This is a genomic window from Natrinema sp. SYSU A 869, from assembly GCF_019879105.1.
Classification (GTDB): Archaea; Halobacteriota; Halobacteria; order Halobacteriales; family Natrialbaceae; genus Natrinema.
The window spans coordinates 483,862-506,079 of the sequence record NZ_CP082247.1; the positions used below are offsets into that span (position 1 = coordinate 483,862).

General features: G+C 52.6%; 25 protein-coding genes and 3 pseudogenes. 10 read left to right on the plus strand and 18 right to left on the minus strand.

The window, feature by feature from the left end; all coding sequences use genetic code 11:
• Window positions 1-336: 336 nt before the first annotated feature.
• From K6I40_RS02130 to K6I40_RS27700, 9 genes are all read right to left on the minus strand, one after another.
• Entirely contained in the window at window positions 337-621 is a 285-nt protein-coding gene (locus K6I40_RS02130) for a hypothetical protein (protein ID WP_222912672.1), read from the minus strand.
• A 645-nt stretch (window positions 622-1,266) separates the two neighbouring features.
• Window positions 1,267-1,674 carry a hypothetical protein gene (locus tag K6I40_RS02140; RefSeq protein ID WP_222912673.1) on the minus strand — a complete coding sequence of 136 codons (408 nt, stop codon included), beginning with the start codon at window positions 1,672-1,674 and terminating at the stop codon, window positions 1,267-1,269.
• A gap of 282 nt (window positions 1,675-1,956) precedes the next feature.
• Complete coding sequence (locus tag K6I40_RS02145) at window positions 1,957-2,547, minus strand: hypothetical protein (protein WP_222912674.1); 591 nt, start codon at window positions 2,545-2,547, stop codon at window positions 1,957-1,959.
• A gap of 29 nt (window positions 2,548-2,576) precedes the next feature.
• Window positions 2,577-3,308, minus strand: coding sequence for a DUF262 domain-containing protein (locus tag K6I40_RS02150; RefSeq protein ID WP_222912675.1), 732 nt, complete (start codon window positions 3,306-3,308; stop codon window positions 2,577-2,579).
• A gap of 190 nt (window positions 3,309-3,498) precedes the next feature.
• Window positions 3,499-3,717 (minus strand): hypothetical protein, encoded by a 219-nt coding sequence (locus tag K6I40_RS02155; RefSeq protein WP_222912676.1) that lies wholly within the window; start codon window positions 3,715-3,717, stop codon window positions 3,499-3,501.
• A 73-nt stretch (window positions 3,718-3,790) separates the two neighbouring features.
• Window positions 3,791-3,955 carry a hypothetical protein gene (locus K6I40_RS02160; protein WP_255681325.1) on the minus strand — a complete coding sequence of 55 codons (165 nt, stop codon included), beginning with the start codon at window positions 3,953-3,955 and terminating at the stop codon, window positions 3,791-3,793.
• Window positions 3,952-4,296, minus strand: a complete 345-nt coding sequence (locus K6I40_RS02165; protein WP_222912677.1) for a hypothetical protein — start codon at window positions 4,294-4,296, stop codon at window positions 3,952-3,954. The genes K6I40_RS02160 and K6I40_RS02165 overlap by 4 nt, the downstream gene beginning before the upstream one ends.
• Complete coding sequence (locus K6I40_RS02170) at window positions 4,296-4,442, minus strand: hypothetical protein (protein ID WP_222912678.1); 147 nt, start codon at window positions 4,440-4,442, stop codon at window positions 4,296-4,298. Before K6I40_RS02170 ends, K6I40_RS02165 begins: the two co-directional genes overlap by 1 nt.
• Window positions 4,442-4,579, minus strand: coding sequence for a hypothetical protein (locus K6I40_RS27700; RefSeq protein ID WP_255681328.1), 138 nt, complete (start codon window positions 4,577-4,579; stop codon window positions 4,442-4,444). The genes K6I40_RS02170 and K6I40_RS27700 overlap by 1 nt, the downstream gene beginning before the upstream one ends.
• 445 nt (window positions 4,580-5,024) lie before the next feature.
• Here K6I40_RS27700 and K6I40_RS02180 point away from each other — a divergent pair, with 445 nt between their 5' ends.
• A complete protein-coding gene (locus K6I40_RS02180) occupies window positions 5,025-5,246 on the plus strand; it encodes a hypothetical protein (RefSeq protein ID WP_222912679.1) in 222 nt (73 codons plus the stop codon).
• 232 nt (window positions 5,247-5,478) lie between these two features.
• On the opposite strand, the gene K6I40_RS02185 is transcribed toward K6I40_RS02180, so the two are convergent.
• Window positions 5,479-6,105 (minus strand): hypothetical protein, encoded by a 627-nt coding sequence (locus K6I40_RS02185; protein ID WP_222912680.1) that lies wholly within the window; start codon window positions 6,103-6,105, stop codon window positions 5,479-5,481.
• Window positions 6,106-6,236: 131 nt separating this feature from the next.
• Here K6I40_RS02185 and K6I40_RS02190 point away from each other — a divergent pair, with 131 nt between their 5' ends.
• The 5 genes from K6I40_RS02190 (at window position 6,237) to K6I40_RS02210 (ending at window position 9,676) form a co-directional block, all read left to right on the plus strand.
• Window positions 6,237-6,452: a hypothetical protein gene (locus tag K6I40_RS02190; RefSeq protein WP_222912681.1), complete on the plus strand. Its 216-nt coding sequence runs from the start codon at window positions 6,237-6,239 to the stop codon at window positions 6,450-6,452.
• 764 nt (window positions 6,453-7,216) lie between these two features.
• Window positions 7,217-7,723 (plus strand): hypothetical protein, encoded by a 507-nt coding sequence (locus K6I40_RS02195; RefSeq protein WP_222912682.1) that lies wholly within the window; start codon window positions 7,217-7,219, stop codon window positions 7,721-7,723.
• A 447-nt stretch (window positions 7,724-8,170) separates the two neighbouring features.
• On the plus strand, window positions 8,171-8,353 hold the full coding sequence (locus tag K6I40_RS02200) for a hypothetical protein (RefSeq protein ID WP_222912683.1): 183 nt from the start codon (window positions 8,171-8,173) through the stop codon (window positions 8,351-8,353).
• 629 nt (window positions 8,354-8,982) lie between these two features.
• The gene (locus K6I40_RS02205; protein ID WP_222912684.1) at window positions 8,983-9,135 is read left to right on the plus strand and encodes a hypothetical protein; all 153 of its coding nucleotides are present in this window, start codon (window positions 8,983-8,985) and stop codon (window positions 9,133-9,135) included.
• 166 nt (window positions 9,136-9,301) lie between these two features.
• A complete protein-coding gene (locus K6I40_RS02210; RefSeq protein ID WP_222912685.1) occupies window positions 9,302-9,676 on the plus strand; it encodes a restriction endonuclease in 375 nt (124 codons plus the stop codon).
• A gap of 10 nt (window positions 9,677-9,686) precedes the next feature.
• Here K6I40_RS02210 and K6I40_RS02215 read toward each other — a convergent pair whose 3' ends face one another.
• From K6I40_RS02215 to K6I40_RS02235, 5 genes and pseudogenes are all read right to left on the minus strand, one after another.
• Window positions 9,687-9,896, minus strand: coding sequence for a hypothetical protein (locus tag K6I40_RS02215; protein ID WP_222912686.1), 210 nt, complete (start codon window positions 9,894-9,896; stop codon window positions 9,687-9,689).
• 804 nt (window positions 9,897-10,700) lie between these two features.
• Window positions 10,701-11,084: a hypothetical protein gene (locus K6I40_RS02220; RefSeq protein ID WP_222912687.1), complete on the minus strand. Its 384-nt coding sequence runs from the start codon at window positions 11,082-11,084 to the stop codon at window positions 10,701-10,703.
• A gap of 744 nt (window positions 11,085-11,828) precedes the next feature.
• Window positions 11,829-12,668, minus strand: a pseudogene (locus tag K6I40_RS02225) (DNA-binding protein).
• 54 nt (window positions 12,669-12,722) lie between these two features.
• Window positions 12,723-13,142 (minus strand): transcriptional regulator, encoded by a 420-nt coding sequence (locus K6I40_RS02230; RefSeq protein WP_222912688.1) that lies wholly within the window; start codon window positions 13,140-13,142, stop codon window positions 12,723-12,725.
• A 24-nt stretch (window positions 13,143-13,166) separates the two neighbouring features.
• Entirely contained in the window at window positions 13,167-13,481 is a 315-nt protein-coding gene (locus K6I40_RS02235) for a DUF6516 family protein (protein ID WP_222912689.1), read from the minus strand.
• A gap of 279 nt (window positions 13,482-13,760) precedes the next feature.
• On the opposite strand from K6I40_RS02235, the pseudogene K6I40_RS02240 reads away from it, so the two are divergent.
• Window positions 13,761-14,196 (plus strand): annotated as a pseudogene (locus K6I40_RS02240) (IS6 family transposase); the annotation flags it as partial.
• Window positions 14,197-14,374: 178 nt separating this feature from the next.
• Here the strand turns inward: K6I40_RS02240 and K6I40_RS02245 are convergent.
• Window positions 14,375-15,357, minus strand: a protein-coding gene (locus tag K6I40_RS02245) for an IS630 family transposase (RefSeq protein WP_222912690.1) whose coding sequence is annotated in 2 segments (ribosomal slippage) — window positions 14,375-14,865 and window positions 14,865-15,357 — 984 coding nt in all. Because the reading frame shifts where the segments join, the coding sequence is not laid out codon by codon here.
• Window positions 15,358-15,398: 41 nt separating this feature from the next.
• Between K6I40_RS02245 and K6I40_RS02250 the strand changes: the two are divergent.
• Window positions 15,399-15,983, plus strand: a pseudogene (locus K6I40_RS02250) (IS5 family transposase); the annotation flags it as partial.
• A gap of 76 nt (window positions 15,984-16,059) precedes the next feature.
• Window positions 16,060-17,142, plus strand: a complete 1,083-nt coding sequence (fni, locus tag K6I40_RS02255) for a type 2 isopentenyl-diphosphate Delta-isomerase (protein WP_222912691.1) — start codon at window positions 16,060-16,062, stop codon at window positions 17,140-17,142.
• A gap of 1,059 nt (window positions 17,143-18,201) precedes the next feature.
• Here the strand turns inward: fni and K6I40_RS27705 are convergent.
• Both K6I40_RS27705 and K6I40_RS27710 read right to left on the minus strand, forming a co-directional pair.
• Window positions 18,202-19,185: an ATP-binding protein gene (locus tag K6I40_RS27705; protein ID WP_255681334.1), complete on the minus strand. Its 984-nt coding sequence runs from the start codon at window positions 19,183-19,185 to the stop codon at window positions 18,202-18,204.
• Window positions 19,068-19,766: a PAS domain-containing protein gene (locus tag K6I40_RS27710; protein ID WP_255681335.1), complete on the minus strand. Its 699-nt coding sequence runs from the start codon at window positions 19,764-19,766 to the stop codon at window positions 19,068-19,070. The genes K6I40_RS27705 and K6I40_RS27710 overlap by 118 nt, the downstream gene beginning before the upstream one ends.
• A gap of 125 nt (window positions 19,767-19,891) precedes the next feature.
• Here K6I40_RS27710 and K6I40_RS02265 point away from each other — a divergent pair, with 125 nt between their 5' ends.
• Window positions 19,892-21,859, plus strand: coding sequence for an acetate--CoA ligase (locus tag K6I40_RS02265; RefSeq protein WP_222912692.1), 1,968 nt, complete (start codon window positions 19,892-19,894; stop codon window positions 21,857-21,859).
• Window positions 21,860-22,218 lie beyond the last annotated feature (359 nt).

The window sequence follows — 22,218 nt, forward strand, 5'->3', positions numbered from 1 at the left end:
TGATATAATAAGAATAATACTTACAGTTCCGAATAGTAGTTGGATATTTCTTTACCCTATAGTGGGTAATTAGGACACCCAATGATGTTCAGTACAAGTAGTGCAGTTGTCGGAGTAGGACTCAGCCTCTCTGGATATTGTCAAGATTAGCCCGCTGAATACAGAGGCTATATTGACTGGTCACCAGCTCGTCAACGACTCTCTATTTCGAATACTCGTTTCACGTCTACCAATCTGTTCCGATAATGGTCTGTACGGCGCAGATTATCTGGATTCATTATGGACTCAGATTAGAAGTTATGGCAGAAAAGACGGCGTAGGCAGATGCTCACTCAGTCAGTATTTTATTCCTTCTTCAACCCGCTCCCTGTGGTGGCCTTCCTCATCCTCATATTCCCGGAACTCATTATCAAGTGTTTCAAGCTTAACTAGGTCTTTGATTTCCATTATCAGGTCAACTTTCCGATCGACGACTTCCTCCCAAGTCCAAGTCTTATTGAATTTCGAGACGATAGATTCATACTCGCTAATATCCTCACATCGGCTTTCACATTCCTCGCCTGTCTCATCGTTTGTTGTGGCAATTTTCCCGAGAATTGACTCGATAGTATCATCTAGCATATCACCAAGATTAGCATCGGCCTGTCCGTCCGAATCTACGAGATTAGAGATTTATGATCTTTCCAGTCATCAAAGATATTTCCGTGATCATCTTCTTTAATGTCGAATCTCTCGAAGAAATCATCTGTTGTATCATAATTATTGGATATACGAGAATCATTAATTGGAGATGGAGAAGACAAGGAGATGTCTGAACAATAGTCGTTGACATCAACAATCCCGACCGTGGAGAAGATTTGTTCAAGTTCATAGAGTAGCAGTTTTGTTTCTCCGTCATTTAGTGTCTTTCCGAAGCACTCAATGAGTTTAGCAAGATCTTCAATCGTTATATCTATATTTCAATATACGCGATATACTCCCCAAAATCGGTCAAATCATTGTATGATCGGAGATAATATGAGAGTATCTTCACCGAAAACTGCCGATTACTGACCTTCTTATTGAGAGTTTTTTGCAGCAGAATACTATTGCCGATATCGTCGAGGAATACTTTGGACTGCCGCTTCAGCCGGTCGTAAGTGTCCGATTCGTGGTTTGGATCATCAACTAGTTCTTCATATACTGAACGGATGTCTTCCCGCGGGGGGTTCCCTTCCTCAATTTGATGGAAGTCACGGAACCAAGCATACGGGTTATCAACGTCTTCTATTTTGGTTCTTTAGGGAGTATGTGTTCTCGTTCTAACTCCGAGAAATCAATCGTTTTATGTCCCTCAACGGCCCCGCTTCGCCCTCTTTCCGACCCAGTCGATGTGTTTACCCGAGCTAGCTTCTTGAGAATGGGTTTTATATTTGACCAGTCTGGATCGTAAAATTTCCGGATTAACTGACCGCCAGATAATTTGTTCCAGGATGAGTTCGCGACCATATAAACTTCCATAATCCTCTCAGGATCATCGGAGAAGTCATCAATATCATCCATCCATTCTTCATCTTCATACGCAGTGATCTCATCAAATTCTGGGGTTGCCTCCTGGTTGTATTTAACGCAAGCAGAAATGAAGGTCTGATTGATAGAAGTAGCTGCACCAGATGCAAATGTGTTTCTAAGCATGAATTTTCAATCAATTCTAGCATAGACTTGAAGAATTCCTCATCAATGTTCTCTTTGGAAAGTTCAATGTACATGAGAAGGGCGAATGACTTCCACTGCTCTCCTTGAAGATCATTGATGATATTTTGACAGCATTCCCTCACTTGACTTGAGTCGAAAAATTTGGATTCAGTTCGAGTTCTCCATCTATTGCCCGGTACTTGTCGGCGTGAGAACAAAGATTCAGTACGAATTCACTACGATCGCTATCTTTCCTCAGCCGTGAAGTTAGGGCCTCTTGTCTCACACTTTCCTGAGTGTTAAATATCTGGAGTAAATTGTTTTCAATATCTCCTTTTTTGTATGTTTTCTCATCCTCGATAGTGAGGAGATAGTTCGTGAGGTAGTCCTTGATTTTGTCTTCTTTGCCTCCAAAGTCTTCTTCGACGAGTTTCTCGAAGTCCTCAACTTCATCGGAGTCGATACCAAAAGCAGCAACGACCCGTGCCAGAATTTTCTCATGGATTTCCAGGCTTTTCCGGTTTCGTTCAATGACTGAAACACGTCAACTTTCAGTGTCTCATCAACCGGCTCTCGGAACTTGCACTCCACAATACGGAAGGAAGTAATTAGTATGATTGAAAGATTAATCAACGCCAACGCTCGTTCTTTGTAAGCATCCTCCGGAATCCCGATCTCGTTGTCGAGATGCTTGGGGATTAATTTGCTATAGGTAGTCTGAGCCTCGATCAAATTCGACTGGGATTCAGTGAATTGTTTGGACTGGCCGAGGATTTCCTCTATTGACTCAAGTTCACTTTCATCATCAATATCGTCAATATCGAATTCATCCTCCTCGACCGTAATATTGAGTCTTTTCAAAATATTCTCCACTTTTAACCAGTGCGGGAAGTTTCCCTCCTCTAATTCATTAGCAATTTTGAGTATGTTCTTTTCTTGTCTTCTAAAATAGTCTGGAAATAGGGGTGATCATGATCCGTCATGTGCAGACGGACCTGATCACCGCTTCCACTGTACGCCATATTTGTGTATAAGAATTGACTGATGATTCCCATCTGGAGTGTCTGAACACCATCAGCAATGTCATCCGAATATTCACTGGATTCTCGAATATTATCCTCATATTCCTCCAGAAGTTTTCGTATTTCATTAAGGATGATGAAAACGGTGGCCAGACGCTGTTGGCCGTCAATCACCTCAAAAATCTCCTCATCATCATCACCTGTCCTTGCCTCAGCGAGGTATATTGTACCGAAGTAGAACTCTTCTAGTCGCTCGTCGGAACCGGCAGACCACAGACTAATTTGGTCATCAGTAAGATCGGCCCTATCAACCTGAGAATATAGTTTTGTCAATGAGTACCAAAATTCATGATGGTTGGTTTCATCCCAGGAGTATTTTCGCTGAAAGCCTGGGACATACAGGTCCCGGCCTGAAGTAACGATATTGCTGAGATACGAGTTTGAGGGTTCTAGAGTGTCCGAAATATCTTTGAAAATCTCACTACTCTCACTGACTTCAACATCTAAGTCGTCAGCAACTGACGTCACATCTGCACCAAGTTCATCCTCGATTCCAGTTGCGCCCCCAATGATCGTTTTAGAAAGAGCACCATTACTACCATTATTTGACATACGTTGATGTTGAAAGTACATAATAAAAAAGCTTTGATAGTGTCTTCCGCATGACCGATAGGTACAGTGTATTCAGCACGGCCTCACAAATATAACCGGGATCTGGTAGGGGTGACAACGTCATATTCACATGTATAGTGAACTATTTTCCCACAGATAAACAATCTAAAATAGGGCCTGAACAGAGCTGTTACTTGCTCAGAAAACGCTCACGCCAGTAGTCAGTACAGGCCCAGCGTTGCGGGCAGTCTTCTGTGTGCGGGATCTCGTCGATGTTCAGATGCGATCGGCCGCACTCCTCCCACTCGATTTCACCCGTCGGTTCACCGAGCTTGAAGCCGTAGACGTCAACCGGCGTCTCGCTGCGGATGAGTTTGTACTCTGTATCCGGGGCCAGTGCGTCCTTCATTATTTCACCGTCGCAACAAAGTACTCGCCCTGGGGCTGCGTCGGGCCGACGCCATAGTCGTACTCCGCGAGAATTAGGAGAACGCCGGTGGGATGCGATCGACCTCCGGGAGGAGGACGATCTCGAGCGTACGGGGATCCGAGTTTCGAGCGTGATCGACGACGCGAACATCACGAACAGTCGGATGGCCGTCGATGGCCTCGGCAGCGCTCTCAAGGTCAGCAGTCTGGACGCTCATTCGGAGCACTTCGGTTCACCAAAAACGTGCTCCCTGAGATCGCCGGCGATATCCTCAGGATTGAACCCTACTGGGACGGCCTCAGCACCGATCGCGAAGGCCACCCGTCGGAGGTGCTTACATCGACGCTCGCGGTATGCATGGTCGGGACATTCGCAGGCCTCGAGGCGGGTATCGACGAGGTATTCGCTGCCGCTCTCTGAGACGACCAGATACTGATCGCGGCAACCGCGTACGCGACCTTGATCTTCAAGCACTGTGAGATACTCTGTCAAGGTGCGGTCGTCAAGTTCGTCGATATCGGCGTACTGAGCCTTGGAACCGGACTTGACGGCTGCCATTACTCATCACCCCCGATATCGTGAATGGGCTGGATCTCGGATCCAGTGACCGCCTCGGCGATCTTGCCCTGACGGATGTCCGCTTGTGCTTCACGCTCGAGTTGATCACCACGAAGACTCTGGTGTCGATCACTCGCCATCATCATCAGCACATCTCCTCGAGAATGTATTGTGCCTGGTCAGCCGTCGAGACCGGACGCTTGGCCCAGCCGCCACACTCCTCGTCAATGAACTGAATCCAGCGCCGGAGCTCGTCGCCGCCGGCACCGTTCGAAGCGAGCACGATGTTCTCAGAGTGAAGGACTGGACTCTGTAGTGAGAACACCGGCACGCCACTGGAGTCGTCGCGCTCGGCGTTGGTCTTCGTTACGACGATGCGCTCGAGTTTGCGGTCGACATGGTGGTGACGACCGTCGTTGTCTTCGCCGATGTAGCCGTAGTTCCACGAGCGGCGCTCGAGGACGACGTCGTCGATCTATGCTTCGTCAGTCGAAACGGTTTCATCCGTCTGGATTGTAGCTGCCATTTGCCTTTCACGAGGCACGGTCGGGGGCGCTGGAACGCCTGCCGGCCACAGATTTCTGCGGTCGGTCTCCCGTGCTCAGTTACTACTTTGCATTGGTGCATATTAAATACTTTGCAGCAGTGCAAATATATGCATAGGCACAAAGTGTTAGGGTGCCAAGAAAGAACCTTCATTTGCAATGGCGCAAAACCAAACACCTAGAATGGGACGGTACCGTGCGATCATGACGGACACGGACCGCGCGTACATCTCTGGTGAGGGCAACCCATCGGAGTCACAGCGGATGCAATCCATCTCGCGTGTACGCTCGCGGATCAATGACGAGCTGACGAAGGATATCGATGTGCTCGAAGAACATCACCCGGAGCTGCTCGAGGAGCTTCGCGAGGTCGTCTGCGAAGAGGACGGTGATCCCGATGAGTAGTGCGGCAGCAAGCCAGAAATAGGTAATTGCGGTTGTCAGAATTATCAACGGCAAGCCCTCCACTCCCGATTAAGAGACTTCTTACCAGCGGACTGTTCGAAACGGCAGGTCCAGCACGCGGAAGTCGAAGACAGACTCGGAGATTGCCGAGGAACCCCTCAAGCAGCGGATTGAGGTTGCCAAGCACCAGTGAGAATCATTAGAGATATGCCTTTTAGGGAAATCTCAGGTCTTATTCATTGTTAGGTTCGTGCTCTTCAATATTGATTTCAGATTCGTCGATATCATATAGGGCCGTGATCTCTTCACGATCTTCTTCAGGAATCCCTTCTGCATACTTCCAGACTCTCTGTACTGCTTTGAATCCGATTGAGCCCAATGAGTATAGAAGCAAAATGCTCTCTACAATGTTCTTTATTTTGTCAATATCATCGTTATAGAGTTTGTCTTCGTCAGCAACTATAATATCCCACTCAGCATTCATACGCTCTTCTTCCTCAGGCTGTTTTATCTCACCTTTCCTTAATTTTTCCAACTCTCCCGACTTTGCACCCTCGATAATAATTTGAATTGAATAGCGCCCAGGGATATCACGTGAAAATCCAAATTCGTATTTAGTCTTCTTTGGATGGACAGAACGCGTCAATACGGTTTCTCCGTTCACTTGCGTTTTAGCACCAACCGGTCCCGGCCCAGGATATTTGACACTTAATTCTACTGACGAACCCTCAAGAAGAATGAATTCATCACGGTCAGGTGTTTCATGGTTAATTAGAATATAGTAGACAATTCTAACTATATTAACTTTCTGTCCTATTTGAATAGCAGTTGCGGGACAACTCGATATAGTGATGCTCATTTGAATTTATCACCGCTAATTCACACCAGTTCTCGTGATGTGCCTTGAACCAGTTCGTGGATTGCCCTAATACGAACAGGTCCTCTGCCGATTCCAGAAATTCAAGGCAGCCCGTGGCAAACTACTCGAGGATGACTGATTCCGAGACTTCGAACAGTGTCCTAACGTGGTCGTGCCCTTCGCCCGATGACTGTAACTTCACCGCCGGCGGCACGGCTGAACTACTCGAGCACGTCAACACTGAGCACGCCGGCGAATACCAGCGAGACGACTGGCCGGATACCGCCGTCGCCCAACAAGAACAGTACTCGGACGAAGACGACAGCGACGAATCGATTGACGAGTAAATAAGAACTCTATTAGCTATTTCGGCCGGTAAAAGCGCTGTACCCCTACTATACGATCAGTAGAACTAATTGGTTACAGTACTGAGATGCTGGTGGCGAGGGATGGGGAAGGATCCGGCTGAACACCCACTACCAGATCCGCTCCGAGACATACCTCTCGCCACTCCTGAGATCGGCACACCTACCTCCAGAATGACCAGATCTCAGACCCGCCCTGATTGACACACCATTTGAGGGATGGGATTCCGACGTCGGTCTTTGGCCGGCGCTTCTCGAGATACCAAATTATTTTGGAGACGGTCATGTCTGTACTTGTCTTATACAGAAGGGTACGGCAGGTGGGTATCTCCCCATCCCAATCCTGCCATTCCCCACCCTAACTCCCTCTTTCGTTTTCCGCGCTTACTCAAGTAGCAATGCTGCTGGCCAAGAGGTTGATCGAACAATAGCAATCAGATCTGCCAGGATCCTATTAGTTAGACACCATCGTTGCTGAAACAGTCGTTAAGTAGGTGTGCAGACTGACCGCTGAGAATCCTGCCAGTTGTAAGTGATACTCGTATCGTCGTACAAGGTGCCAAGGCGTATATTGCTCAGTATAGGTCCAGAGCTAGTGTTAGCCGGCTGTGGAGGAGGGTCCGGCCACGTTATTTCGGAGCTGTGAAGCGGCCATTCAGTGGGTGTGCTGACACAATCATGATATGACTCTACACAGATTCACATCTAGCCATAGTTTCATTAGCATACAACATATGATCCTGATTATGGCAAAATACGATTTCACTGCTGAGAATGAGTTCGAGGGCAAAGACGAGTCTAAGCGTGAAGAAGACCTGGTCCATGATGATGCGACTCTTTCAGATATACTCGGGGCAATTCGGGGGCTAAAAGGGTATATACTTGACTGGAAGGAGGATTTAGAGAACAGTAAATATGGTATTAATAAGGAGATTGAATCGCTTTTAGACGATCATCTTGAGCGCTGTAATAAGTTGGAGAATATTATTGAGGAGAATAGAGCAGTAGTCATTGAAGAGCTTAGAGACGAATTGGAAGGATTGCTCAAAAATTGGCATGAATTAGAAGACAAGATATATAATAGTAAAACAGATACCAAGGATCAATCCACACCCAATCCAGAGAAAGGAACACATTCATCGAAGAAAGTAAACCCACCAAAAAAGGTATCACAGGAAATGGTGAATATAGGGTTACATTTTGGTGACTTTGACAAAAGTTCCCTAGTCAAGAAAATAAGAACCATCTGCTAAAAGGTAAGATGTAGTGAATTTTATATCCTCTACATCTAACGATCAAAGTGTCTGGTTAAGATTGTGAGTAAGACGGCTAAGGGTGAGTCCACGGAATTGCTTCTACTAATGCCGAGAATGAACGAATGTGCCGTATTTTCCGTTTAAGACTGGAGTTCACTGTCTCGTTCTGGCTTCTGTCGCTGAATTCGAGAGCGGAAAGTTACTCAGATATGGTTTCTTCGAGAAAGCCTCAAAACACCCGGATGGGCACAGGGTAACGGCCGCCGGGCGGTGGGATAAGATGAGATCGAGGTGGATGTTGATTGGATCGTCCATGTCGCGCGAGGAACGCGACAGTGAATATGTTCGCCAGAGCCCTTATCAACTTCATCCCGATTCCAGCATACTCGGAATCGGCTCCGTGGATCTCTAAACCCTATCTGCGACACTCTTTCGACCTCGCGCTTGGTCGGTGACAGCCGCCCGCAAAGCTCGTCGACGAATTCAAGCAGCCATCACCTCGACGATGTCATCAAAGCAGTCACGCATCGGAAGCTGGTTGACATCCGCCCCGATAGCGACGACTTCGACGTCGAGGAGTACAAGCCGATCCAGACGGCAAGGGACGTGATACTCGAGGACTGTTGAGCGTCGGTCGAAGGGGGGATTGGGGAAAGGATGCCTCCGGAAGGGGAGGGGAATGGAAGGTCGGAGGCAGTTAGTTGCCCCTGAGTATTACTATTAACTATTTTGCACATTGTTGGTTATCCAATAGGTTGATAGCATATTGGTTCCAAGACGCAGATGGTGAGGGATGAGGGAGGATCCGGCCGAACACCCACTACCAGATCCGCTCCGAGACATACCTCTCGCCACTCCTGAGATCGACCCACCTACCACCAAAATGACCCGATCTCGGACCCACCCTGATTGACACACCACTTGAGGGGCGGGTTCCGACGTCGGCCTCTGGCCAGCGCTTCTCAACGTACCAAATCATTTTGGAGATGGTCATATCTGTACTTGTCTTATACAGAAGGGACGACAGGTGGGTACCTCCCCATCTCGATCCTGCCGTTCACTCTCCCTTCCGTTTCACACGCACCTACTCGAGCAGCGCGATTACTGGCCAAGAGATTGATGAGGTGATAACAACTGCGTTGATCTGGTAAGGGAGTCAATCGTTGCCCACTCTTGATTGACCTGCCGCCCTCGCCTTCTGCTTTCTACTCAGCAAGTCCTGACATTTATGTACGAAGCCGCGGCCAACACCGGCGATGCTATCTGACCGACAGCGAGACCTCCTGATCGCCGTCGCACTGACTGAGTTTTCCGTTCACTACGAGCGCGCCGATCGCCTTGTCGATCACGACGTTGAGCCCGCCGAGGCCGTCGACGCACTCGAGATTGGTAGTACTATTTCTGATTGAAATCCAGAGTAGCAATCAGCCTTTTGAACTATCAGCCAAGATCGGTAGTTATGGAATGCCCCTCATGTGTGGACGAAATGGAAGAGGGCAGCGAGTTCTGTCGCTTCTGTGGTGAGGAACTACCTGCGGTCCCGATGACTTCGACTTGAAGACCGAACTTCAGTCGATGGATGATTACGAGTTCGAACACTTCGTCGCCGATCTCTGGGAAGAGATGGGCTGGGACTGCGAGGTCTCGACAGCGTCGAACGACAAGGGAATCGACGTCCGAACTCGAAAAACAGACCCGTATGAACAAAAGGCGCTGATCCAGGCGAAGCGCTATGGTGAGGGCAATAAGGTCGGGAGCCCCGATATCCAGCAGTACTTGAGTCTCAAGCACCAGGAGTCCAACGTTGATAAGGTGATCATGGTGACGACGTCGTCGTACTCGAGGATCGTCATGTCCAGGCGGATCGCGTCCGACCGGCAGATGAACGCGCTCCGATCGGTGCCGTCGATGACCGTGATCATGTTGTCGAACGGCCGAAACTCTTCGTGACCGTCAAGGGTCAGCGAATGCGCCTCGAGCTCGACCCAGCCTCTCGGGCCATGTCGATCAAGATGACGAGGACGCCGTCGCGAGGCTCGTTGCCCAGCTGCTCGAAGCGGTCACGTGCCTCCTGGAGTGTCTCGCTCGAGGCCGGGCCGTCGACAGTCGCGACATCGTCGTGCTCGAGGGCGTTTCGCCAGATCTCGAGGGTGTCTTCGAAGACGCTCATGCCGGTTCACCCCGTGTGCTATCTGTATCTGATTGCGCTGGGCGCTCGATCGTCCGCTTTGCCCACGCTGCGAGATAGGTCCGGCACGCCTGTTAGGTGATTTTGCCCAGATATGGCTCGACCTCTACAGCGGTCTATCGAGCCCGATGCCCCGATATTCGTGCTGGTGGCAGTCGCGTTGTGCGACCCTGATATCCGCACCAAGGACGTAAGTGTGCGTGTGGTGCGGGAGGTCTTCACATTCGGTCCTGCTTGAGGAGCGTTCGTTCTCACTCATCGGCTCGAGTCACCCCCGTCGCGTTCAGTATCCGCGTGTAGTGAGCATTCCAGCAGACCTCCATGATAGATCTTTATAGATGGTAGCCGTACTATAATCCATGGGACAAGTGGCAATATGAGTGAACCCAAGCGGCGGGAAAAACGGGTAGCTATCTGTGAAAACTGCGGAGAAGCGTTCTCAGTATGGGTTCTCTCTGATGGGGAGATTAGTCCAATCTCGGGCACTCGTGTCTGCTCCTGTGAAGATCCGAATCCACAAGTTCTCGAAGATGATCCATCGGTGGAGAAATAGCTGACACACTGACGTTCCATTCCGCCTGTGTACTTATCGCTCATTGTCGGACAACTCTCCGAAATTTCGGATTATCCCAGCCAAGCCGATCCTTCACCGACCCCCGGCTCGAGCACCGAATGCAACGATACGTCGTTATCGATCCCTTCACTATTGGTGCCGATCTGACGATCGTCACTCCACCACTACAGTTCTCGCACTGGAGTCCATCGCAGATTTGCTCTCGCCAGTAGTCACTCATCGTCGCCACCTCGCAGGTACTGGATCCGTTGATTCGCCAGTCCGATCACATCTCGTCGCGAATCGTCACACCACGAGCGGTTCGTTTCGACTTTCTCGACCAGTGTCTCGGCATTGTCGACCCCCAGCCGAGTGCAGCCCTCGTCATCTTCGACCTGGAAGAGATCACCGTTGCGACGAGCGGCCGTAATCACTCGATGGATCTCCTCGAGTCCGCAGCCGGAACGATTGAGCGTGCCGACCACCGAGGGCTTCGAAGCGAGCGGCGGTTGTCGGTGACCCGAGTTGAAGTTGACAGCCCGGATGGTCTTCTCGTATACTTCCTTCGTTCGCTTGCGGCGTTCTGCTTCCGTCTGGGTGATAGAGGAACGGGCCATCTACGTCACCCGCACCTCCTTGTTGGTTTTCGGCTCGTAGGCGTCGTCTTTCTGTTTAAGTTTCTCGATCTCGTGTTTGGCCTTCTCCTGCGAGATTCCCCTCTCCTCGAGTTTCAGCAGTACCTTTGTAGGGTTGAAGCGATAGCTACAATAGGCAGAATAGGTACAATAGGCGTTTCGGCACTATCTAGTTCTGGATTGTCTCAATTGGCGTCTTTTCGTTGAGATCTTGATGCGTTCTCTGGCGGTTCTCGGAGTTCTTCGAGCGACATAGACACTTGCGACAAGAACTCCTCAGGATCACCGCAGGAGGTCGTCTCTAGTCGAGCAAATGTCTCGGATGACATCCTCGATAAACACTACGACGAACGGACCGAACGCGAGAAGATGGAGTTCCACCGCGAATTTATCGAGGGGGATATAGTCCAATGATGGACTCCACTCCACGCAGAAACAGTATCCGTTTTACCCTAGCCTCGGCAGGCCACCGTATTGCGCAAGCCTCGGCGAGTCTACTACCATTTCTCCACCATTTCAAGGGTTCTACACCGCAGAGTACGGAATAATCTCCTAGGACAGTATTTGGCTGCCTTCTCTGAGGTTGTGGCTGCGTGCGCAGCGACGTTCTCGTGAGCGGAGAAGACTCACTACGTTCGTCTTCCCAAGCGAGCACGGAGCGGAGGGTGGGGAGGAGGTGGTCTGGGTTGGACTGGCAGGAAGTAAAAAGAAGACCGCAGTACCCAACTACGCTTCCCACCAGCGATCGCGATTGGGGAAATGAATCGTGCTCCAGCCGGTCACGGCCAGTGAGACGCGTCCCTCATACCAGTTCCGGGCCGCCTTATGAATGCGCACTTGCTCACCTTCTTCGATCCACGGTGCCGCGGACTTCTCCCAGATCGTCACACGCGTCTGTCCACTGTCGTCCGCGATGAGTCCGACCTGCGCAATGCTTGGATGCGAGGGATCCCATAGTGTTTCGACACGCCCTTCGATACTCACCTCTTTGCGATCGACCTCCTCGAGTTTCCCAATGGGAACACCTGCCCGGGTGCTGTCTGCAACTCCTCGAACACACTGACGACCGCACTCGTTAGGTCTTTCCCACCGGCGACGGCTTCACCCAACCGCCGACCGATCGCCGCTCGAGACCAGCTATCCAACTTCTCGGCCAACCGCATCGACTCCTTGTTCACTGCTGCCAACCCCTCCTGAGTGAGTTCTGCACGGGGATCAGCTCGTTCCGGGTCCACCATCGGATCCACACACTTGCAGCCCGTTTCTGGAACGTCACACGCCGCTCTACGCTCCGTCTTGCGGCAATCTCTCGCGTCCCTCCTGCGTTCCCAGCTTGGCCTGGGAACTAATCCGCTCGAGTTCTTCCTCTCGTGCCTTGATACGCTCTTCCTGCTCGAGGGTCACACCGTGAATCCGCTCGGTGCTCGTCTCTGTAATTCCGTCTGGGTGATTCGCATCCACCTTCGCCTATATCTCCTGTTTGACCGTCGCCTCGAATTCTGGCGTCTCGTCGACGACCGGGACGCTATCTTCATCGACCGTCTGCTCGCCTGCCTGTTCATCCACCGTAACGACCTTGAGATGGTTTCATATCGATTCACGACCAAGAAATTCGGCTGGCTAATCTGCGCTGGCGGGAGTATTATCGGCGTCGCCGTCGTCAAGGAGGGGGTAGTCGATATGCATCTCGATTTTGTCGAATGGGACAATCGGTTGTATCGCGCCACCAGGGCCACCTTCCTTAAGCTCGAGAATGCCAAGCACTTCGAGATGCTTTAGGTCTGCATGAACATCAGAAACATCGCGATCAACGAGCCGTGCAGCTTCACGCATACTGGAGGGGTGCTCTTTGGCGATTGCTTGGATGAGAGTTAGACGCAGTGGTGTGAGACTGTCAACGAGATCATCGTAGGTACCGAACTGGAGGACTGCCTGCTCATCACTCTTATCTAGTTCATCAGCTTCGGCGTCTTGGATGAACTGGAGAGTGTCCTTACGAACCTGCGCTCGATCGCCGACGGTGATGTGAAGTGTGGTCATAGGTTGGTGTGGTGTATGCGGTTTTCAATAGGGACGTGGTGGATTGCCGCTAGTGGTGTCCCAGTATTCGTCAGCATTGGCCCAGAACTCAACGAGAAGTTCCTCCATTCCTGGAAACTCGAGATCAGTATCGCCAGCAGCGGTGTGGAGTTCGTGGCCTTTGGTATCTTCGTGGGCGTTGTCGTAGCGGATGAGTGTCAGGTCTTGTAGTGTTCCCAAGTGCAGTGTGTATTTCCAGCCGGACGGATAGGTGTTTGTATCGGTCGTGCGTCGTATGACGACATTTTCGACAAGTCCAGCTTCGACGTGGGTATACCGATGGGTGAGTTCATGACCCATCCCTCATCTGTTGGGATGTTCCCCAACATCAAAAGTATGTTGGGTGGATACCCAACACCGACCCTGGCTATCTGACATACCCAAGCGACTCAGAACATATTTCGCAATTGAGTAATGTGTTTTGGATCTCTCCGAAATGGTTTCGACTGCGTTGGTGGCAACCCGTCCGTTACCAGTATGAATATACGTTCTCGAGTACAGAATTTCGTTGGAAAAGTATACACGGAACGCTGGAACCCGTATCCACGACCGAATTTGCTTCCCTCTCATCCGTAGAAGCGGGTCGCTGTTGACGAAACCGCTGTCAAGATCAACGGCGAGTGGTCTTGGCTGTATGCTGCAATAGACATCGAGACAACGTTGATTCTCGACGTTGCATTGTTTAGTCGATATGGCACTGATCCGGCGGCTGCATTTCTGCAGAAACTCCGCGAGAAACATGATCTCTCCGAGGCTGAGTTTCTCGTTGATCAATTTGGCTATCGGATTGCCCCTCTCCCGATTGGGGTTGAGCGGTCAGCTCAACTACGTTGATCGAAACCTGATCGAAAAGTGGTTTCACACCTTCAAAATGCGTGTTGACCTCTTCCATAATTCATGGGTGGGCAGTCGGGCAAGCGTCAGAGAATGGATTGAACAGTTTATACACTACTACAATACACAACGACCACACCAATCACTTAACGGACAGACGCCAGCGGAGGTGCTAAACTAGACAGTGCCAGATGAGGAGAGATATCTCTCAATAATCACTCCGGTGTTTAGGAAGGTAAACCACCGTTCTACCGCGATATCGCGTAGGATTAGGACGGAAATCTGCCGTATGTGTCAGTATAATAGAGAATATAGTAATGGTTTAACCAGTTGGTGATGGGAGGACACTATAGTAGGAGTTAGAAATAACTGCTCATCTTTGGTACAGAGAGCTGATTAAGTGCGGTATCGATCGCCGTTGTTAACTCGCCAAGTGAGTCAACCGTTTGGAGCTGTCGCCAGCACTCTTCGACCGGATTGAGTTCAGGAGAGTACGCCGGTAACGTGACGAAGGCGAGGTCGTCACGGGCCGCCAGGTCCGTGACGGCCGATGCCTGGAAATACGGCGCTCCATCGAGCACGATGATTAGATCTTCTTCGAATTCTTTGCATAACGCGAGAATGAAATGTTTCGCGTGATCGGCAGTGACGTACTCGGTGAATCGTGAGAAGAAGCACTCGCCGTCTTCGGTGATCGCGCCGAGCAGACACGTCCAGTCGCGTTGGCCAGAAAGTTCGACGCTCGGCCGCGTGCCGCGCGGAAACCACGCGGCACGCGGCTCAACCTGGACGGATTTCTTGGTCTGATCGATGCAGACTACTGTGGCGTCCATCTCCGCTCGCTTTTTTTGAGTTCGTCACGGAACTCTTCTGTGTCGGATTCCTCGGCTTCGGCGGCTGTGCGGCGCGGTTTTTGGTAACTCAATCCAGCTTCTTTGAGCAACCGCCGGCAACTCGGATAGGAGTACTCGACGCCGTAGGTTTCTTCAAGAAACTCCTGGACGAGCGCCGGCGTCCATGCCGGCGCGTCGATCCCGACTTCCTCGGGAGGTTCGTGAACGGTTTGTTCAAACTCTTCTTGCTGTGTTTCTGAGAGCTTTCGTTTTCTCCCGGATCGGTGAGCATCAGAGACGGCTTGCTCAAGCGGTTCGTCCGTATCGAGTCGCATGAGCCAACTGTAGATCGTCCTTCGACCAGTGTCGTGCCACTCTGCAAGTTCGGTCTGTGTCACGCCGTTCTTGTACGCAATCGCCGCTAACAACCGTTGTGTCGGCTTGTTTCCCTCAACCTTGTCAAGGGCGTCTTGGAGTTCTTCAACGGAAATCTCGTCGAGATGGTCCATTGTCTACAGTAACAATCTACGGGCGAAAAATTCTAACGGTTACTATAGTAAAGTGGTTTGACAGAGTCAAGACAGCACTCTGGCGAGTGCTGCTGCGCCTCTCGGCGCAGTTGCACGAGCCAAGTGGTCACGCCGCTATCGACGCGACGTTTTTCGACCGCGAAAACGCGAGCAAACACTACTGCCGCCGAACGAATTACCGGGTTCAGACGCTCAAAACAACAGCGCTCGTCGATACAGAAAGCCAAGCGATTCTGGACGTTCACTGTACGACCGAGAAACGCCACGACACACAGCTCGGCTGGCAGGTCGCCCGCCGCAACGCGGGCGACCTCGCCAGCCTCGCCGCCGACAAAGGCTACGACTGGATGGACTTACGCGAAAAACTCCGCGAAGACGGCGTGAGACCACTGATCAAACACCGCGAGTTCCGGCCCATCGATCACGCGCACAACGCGCGGATCGATGGGCCTCGCTACCGCCAACGAGCGATGTGTGAAACCGTCTTCTCGACGATCAAGCGCACGCTCGGCGACGCCGTGCGTGCGCGATCCTGGTACGGCGAATTTCGAGAACTCGTCCTGATGTGTGCGGTTCACAACATCAAGCAGGCTGTGAAACAGTGAAATCAAGCTACGTCTGGTGATTCACCACAGCCAAAATAACAGTACCCTTTTGCCTCTCCTTTTGCAAGTTCGACTAATGACGGAGCAGGACTCGTCGGAGACTGAAGACCGAAAAGACGATCATATCCAGATCGTTCGGGAGCGGGACGTTGAAACCACAGGAACGGGCTTCGAAGACGTACAACTCGTCCACGAAGCACTTCCAGAACTCAATTACGACGCTATTGATCCGTCCATCGAATTTCTGGGACAGGAATTATCTGCCCCGATCTTCATCGAGAGCATGACTGGTGGGCATCAGAACACCACGGAAATCAATCGGGCACTGGCCCGCGCTGCCAGCGAGACGGGCATCGCTATGGGGGTCGGAAGCCAGCGGGCCGGCCTCGAACTCGACGATGACGACATCCTCGAATCGTATACTGTCGTCCGTGATGCCGCACCCGATGCGTTCATCTACGGGAACCTTGGCGCTGCACAGCTTCGAGAGTACGACATTGGAATAGTCGAGCGCGCCGTTGAGATGATTGAGGCAGACGCGCTTGCAATCCACTTGAACTTCCTCCAAGAAGCCGTCCAACCTGAAGGCGACGTTGATGGGCAGAACTGCTTAGCTGCGATCGAACAAGTAGCTGAGGATCTCTCGGTTCCGATCATTGTCAAAGAAACGGGCAACGGGATTTCCGGGGAGACTGCCCAAAAGCTGTCCGCGGCAGGAGTTGGCGCGATCGATGTCGCTGGAAAAGGCGGCACGACGTGGTCCGGGATCGAAGCCTACCGTGCTGCTGCCGCGAATGCACCGCGACAGCAACGAATCGGCACCCTGTTCCGAGAATGGGGAATCCCAACCGCTGCAAGCACGATCGAGTGTGTAGCCGAACACGACTGCGTGATTGCGAGTGGCGGCGTGCGGACGGGATTGGACGTGGCAAAAGCGATTGCGTTAGGTGCACTCGCCGGCGGGTTGGCGAAACCGTTCCTGAAACCAGCTACAGCCGGGTCGGACGCCGTTATCGAACGAGTCGAGGATTTAATTGCCGAGCTACAGACAGCAATGTTCGTCACTGGTTCAGGGTCGATCGAAGATCTTCAACAGACGGAGTACGTCTTACAGGGAGAAACACGTGAATACATTAAACAACGAACCATCAGAGAATGATACCCTCCCCGTCGTAAATAACAGGAGCTTCCGTACGAGGAAACCTGGCATGCTATCGATCAGGTTACAAGAGTAGCGGGATTTGAGGAGGATCTGCTAGAATTTAGCTTCCTTGACGGTTCGAGCGTCGGGATTAAGTTTGTGAAGCATGTAACTGACCGCACGCAAACTGATGCAATTGAGTCACGAGAAGTTCAACCTCCACGGATGACCGAGCATTACAGTACAATCAAAAGAAGCGGAAAAACGCTCACGTCGACAAAATCGAGGAGGTTGTCAAACATCTCTACCATGGCTTCCCCGATGATCATCCGTACAGCCAGTTGCATCTGCCCTGTTCCGGCGAGTCCACTCCCAAGACGTGGTTGCTCGGGTCCAGTCCGAACAGTGCGGCGATCGCCGGCAGGTTAGGACTTCCGTATTGCTTTGCCGGGTTCATTCGGCCCAACGTCGCCCCACAGGCGTTCGAAGCCTATCGTGAGAACTTCGAACCCTCTCCGTTCGATCTAGCCCAGACAAACCGGTAGGGATGCGTGGTGTGAATGTGTCCTAGGAGAAACGGATCAGGAAGCAGCACGGCTTCGCGCTTCGATCGAAGCGTATTATCAGCGACTCAATCGTGGCGAGATCGGTGCACCACCGCCAGTGGATGTAGCCCTGACGAACTCGGTAGGGTTCCGGATCCGACGCCAGACTCACTGCAGCCCGTAAATAGCTCCGGCAGATCTCTGGGTGCCCCTCCACTGCTCGGAATCTCTTAGAACAGATGACCGACCAGGTTGGCCTCAACAACGTCGTCGTGCAAAACCTCATCGAAGACTACGAAGACCGGCTTCGGTCGTACGAACTGCTCGCCGAAGGTGTTGGTCCCTCCTCTTAGCAAGTTTGAGACGCTATCTGCTGGCGAGAGCTGCGACTGCCCCGTGGACGGTTAATGTATCGAAGTTCGTCAAGATAGACCCCGAGGAGAGTGTGGGGGTTCGATCCCACCTGCAGGCGCACACTCAGTGGGGATCGCTCGTTCGAGTAGTGGATTGGGAGGACATCACGGCTGCTGAGTCACGTCGGAAGAGTAAACGAGAACATCGCACCTTCGCCGGGCTCGGAGTCGACCGAAATCTCACCGTCGTGACGCTCGACGATGCGCTGACAGAGCGCGAGCCCGATGCCGGTCCCGTCGTACTCCTCGGGGCTGTGGAGGCGATCGAAAATCGTGAATATCCGCTCTTGGTCGTCAGGGTCAATGCCGATCCCTTCGTCCTCGACCGAGATCACCCACTTCTCACTGTGCCGGTCGGCGGTGATGTGGACCCACGGCGGTTTGTCTCCGCTGTACGTGATCGCGTTGTCGAGCAGGTTCTGGAACACCTGTCGGAGCTGGCTCGCGTCGCCCTCGACGCGAGGGAGTTCCCCAACTGTGATCTCGGCGTTGGTCTCTTCGATCTGCAACTGCAGGTCCGCGAGGACATCGTCCAAGTCGACAGGTTCGAACGGATCACCGCGGGTCGAAACCCGCGAGTATTTGAGCAAGCCATCGATCATCTCGCGCATCTGCTGGGCCCCGTCGATTGCGTACTCGAGGAACTCCTCGCCGTCCTCGTCGAACGTATCGCTATAGCGCCGCTCCAGCAACTGGAGATAGCTCGTCACCATCCGCAGCGGTTCTTGTAAATCGTGAGAAGCGATGTACGCGAACTGCTCGAGCCGCTCATTCGATTCTCTGATTTCCCGTTCGTACTCCTTCCGGACACCGATATCTCGGGTTACTCCGCAACGGCCAATTCGACCCCCGTCGTACTCGTACGGCCCGAACCGAGTTTCTACGGGCAGCGTTTCTCCATCGGCCGTTTCGAACTCGTACTCGAGGACACCGACCTCACGCTTGCCAGCACTGATCTCGGTTTCCAGTTCGTTGGCGGCTTCGTTCACCGTCTCGCTGTTGATGAGGGTCGCATGTTTTCCCAGCAGTTCGTCGCGGTCGTACCCGACAAGGTCGCAGAACGCTTGGTTGACGAGAACGAAGCGATCGTTCTCGTCGAGCACGTATACCCGTCCCAGACCGTCTCTACGAGTTGCTCGTACTGCTTGAGTTTCCGTTCGCGTCCCTTACGCTCGGTGATATCGGTGAAATAGATGGACAACCCGGTGTCAGATGGATAGGCGCGCACCTCAAACCACGCGTCGGCCGTGTCCGAGTACTCCTCGAACGAGACCGGTTCCTGGGTCATCATTGCTCGTTCGTACTGCTCTTTAAACGACCGTTCGGTGAACTCCGGAAACGAGTCCCGCATATACTCGCCGTAGACGTTTCCCTCCGTCGTGCCGAGCAGTTCTTCGGCGCGGTCGTTTAGATGGGTGAACCGCAAGTCGGTATCGGCTGCGAAGAACGCGTCAGTGACTCGCTCGTACACTTCGTCCAATTCATGCCGGAGTTCATCGCGCTGACGTTCGAATTGACGTTCTTTTTCTTTCAGCTCCGTGATGTCCTTGCCGGCAACAATGATACGTTCGAGTTCATCGTCTTCGTCAAACAGCGGTGCCGCAGTCAGCGAAACCCATCGCTGCTGTGCGTCAGGCGTTTCGTGCTGAACCAGCCGATCGTAAACGGGTTCACCAACCCGCATAGGGTGAGCAAAGTAGGGTAGGCAGTTTGACTAGGTGAAAGCCATCCTTCTCGCTTTTCAAATCGTAACATCGTCAATGATACTAAACGGAATTTACAGGAGGATCGGTGTCGAAGGAACGTTCTATGACCGAAGAAAGACCGGCATATCCTTCCCTCGAGAACTCATCCGTTCGTCGTTGGACGCCGCAAACATTCGGTCGCGATAGTACTGCGACGGAGTCGGCCGACGATGATTCTTCCGATCACGAGTGGCCGGCGTGCTGGGAGGCCGCCACATCGTTGCTCAAGTGGCGCAAGCCCCATGATCGCATCGTCGACGTGGAAAATTCGCCCTTTTACCGATGGTTCGTCGGCGGACGCTTGAACGCCGCGGAAAATTGCATCGATCGCCACCTCGAGAAGCGGAAGAATCAGGTCGCACTGCGGTGGGAGGGGAAACGAGGTGAGCGCCGAACCTATACGTACTACGACCTCTACCGCGAGGTATCGGCCGTCGCAGCCGCGCTCCGCGAGCTCGGTGTCGAAGCGGATGACGTCGTTACGATCTACCTGCCGAAGCTCCCCGAGTTGCCAATCGCAATGCTCGCCTGCGCTCGTATCGGGGCGGTCCACAACGTCGTCTTTGCGGGTTTTGCTCCCGATGCGCTCGTCAAGCGAATGCAACACGTCGACTCGTCCGCGCTCGTTACCTGCGACGGCAGCATCCGCGAGGAGACCGCGATCGACCAGAAGCGGAAAGCCGATACGGCGCTAGCATCGCTTGAGGAATTGCTCCCCACGATCGTCGTCGATCGACTCGGTGCGAGTCACGGGACGCACCTCGGTGCGAATCAATACGACTACGACGACCTCGTCGAGACGCACGCCGGCGCAGATGTGACTCCAGTGTCGCGGAAGTCGACCGATACCCTCTTTCACATTCACACGTCGGGGACGACCGGCGACCAGCAACGGATGACTCACGCGACCGGGGGCTACCTCGCGGGTGTTGCGTGGACGGCTCAGACAGTATTCGACCTCTCCCCTGGGACCACGATCTGGTGTACGGCCGATATCGGGTGGATCACCGGCCACTCCTACGCCGTCTACGGGCCGCTTCTCTCGGGCGCAACGGCAGTCCTCGTGGAGGGAAGTCTTCGTTATCCGGATCGACACCGGCCGTGGGAGTTGATCGAACGAAACGGCGTGGAGATTTTCTATACGACACCAGGAGTGATTCGGACGTTTATGAAGTGGGGCGAGTCGTTTCCCTCGTCCCATGACCTATCGTCGCTGCGACTGCTCGGTACCGTCGGTGAGCCGATCGGCCCAGATACGTGGGGGTGGTACTACACCCATGTTGGTGAAGAACGGTGCCCGATCGTCGACACGTGGTGGCAGACCGAAACTGGATGCGTCCTCATTTCGGTCCGTCCCGGAATCGACAAGTCGAAGCCCGGTTCGGTCGGCCCGCCGTTACCTGGAATCGAAATCCAGGTCGTCGACGAAGACGGCCGCGAACTACCGCCCGGCGAACCCGGTTATCTGACGATTGACCGCCCCTGGCCGTCGATGCTCGCTCCGCTCGAAGGTGATCGGTACTGGGTTCTCGCGGAGTACTGGCAAGCGTTTTCGGACCCGCGGGCGGATAGCTGGCGATATTTCACGGGCGACCGAGCCGTCGTTGACGACGACGGATACGTGACGATCCTCGGCCGTGACGACGATGTAATCACGATCGGTAACCGCCGCCTTGGAACGGCCGAACTCGAGGCTGCGATCACGACGGTAGACGGCGTTACCGAAGCCGCTGTCGTCGCCAAGAGTACCGGTGGTGAGACAACGCTCTGCATCTTCGCAACCCTCGAGCAAGAGCAGCGGGACCAGAACGCCGTCGGAGACGCCATCGCAGATGCAGTCGCTAAGCACGTCGGTGAGTTTGCTCGGCCGGCAAGCGTCGTATTTACGCCCGAACTTCCCGAAACCTATTCTGGGAAGACGATGTACCGGCTCCTCGAGCGTATTGTCAACGATCGGGCGCTTACGAACAGCGACGCCCTTCGGAATCCCGAAATTCTCGGTGAACTCGCGACGATCTGGAATCGAGAGTGAACAGTCGAACGATACCTTACCCCAGACGCCTCGTTCACTGACTAATAGGATGTTTTCGCGTCCTTGAGTCGATGTTGAGCGGTTCGGCCAGCAGATTTCTACAGAATCGGAGTCCGACGAAGGTACGTCGCCGAAAGCGGCTTATCACAACGAGTCCGTTCCTGAAGCGTGGGACAAAATGTGTATTGATCCGAAGTCGGTATGACCATATCAACATTATTATGGTCTATCCGAAACAAATTCTATACACGCCTCGGTAGTCGATAGAGACACCTCGATCACCATGACCGAAATCCCCTCTCAGTTACAGACGTTCGATATCGTAGAAACCGACGACGTTGTACGAGAGTATCTAAAAC